A 623-nucleotide genomic window follows, 5' to 3' on the forward strand; every position below is an offset into this window, starting at 1 on the left:
GGCCTGTCGATCAACGCCTCCACCGGCGTGATCAGCGGCACCGCCACCGCGGCCGGCACCTACAACGTGACCGTCACCGCCAAGGACGCCGCCAACAAGACCGGCACCGCCTCCTTCACCTGGACCGTCACCTCCGGCGGCGGCACCGGCTGCACCCCGACCCAGCTGCTCGGCAACCCCGGCTTCGAGACCGGCACCGCCAGCCCCTGGACCGGTACCTCCGGCGTCGTCGACAACTCCACCTCCCAGCCCGCCCACAGCGGCTCCTGGAAGGCCTGGATGGACGGCTACGGCTCCAGCCACACCGACAGCCTCACCCAGACCGTCACCATCCCGGCCGGCTGCAAGGCCACGCTGAGCTACTGGCTGCACATCGACACCGCCGAGACCACCACCTCCACCGCCTACGACAAGCTCACCGTCACCGTCAACGGCACCACGGTCGCCTCGTACTCCAACCTCGACAAGAACACCGGCTACGCCCAGAAGAGCGTCGACCTGTCGGCCTACGCGGGCCAGAGCGTCACGGTGAAGTTCAACGCGGTCGAGGACTCCTCGCTGCAGACCTCCTTCGTGATCGACGACACCGCCGTCCAGACCGGCTGAACCCGGTGAACCGGCCG

1 protein-coding gene is annotated in these 623 nt (G+C 68.9%); it reads left to right on the top strand.

The window, feature by feature from the left end; all coding sequences use genetic code 11:
• Positions 1-606, top strand: a 606-nt coding sequence (locus tag IH44_RS0140055) for a putative Ig domain-containing protein (protein ID WP_030464775.1), incomplete at its 5' end; no start/stop codon positions are given.
• Positions 607-623 lie beyond the last annotated feature (17 nt).

This window comes from Kitasatospora sp. NRRL B-11411, assembly GCF_000721345.1.
Lineage (GTDB): Bacteria > Actinomycetota > Actinomycetes > Streptomycetales > Streptomycetaceae > Kitasatospora > Kitasatospora cineracea.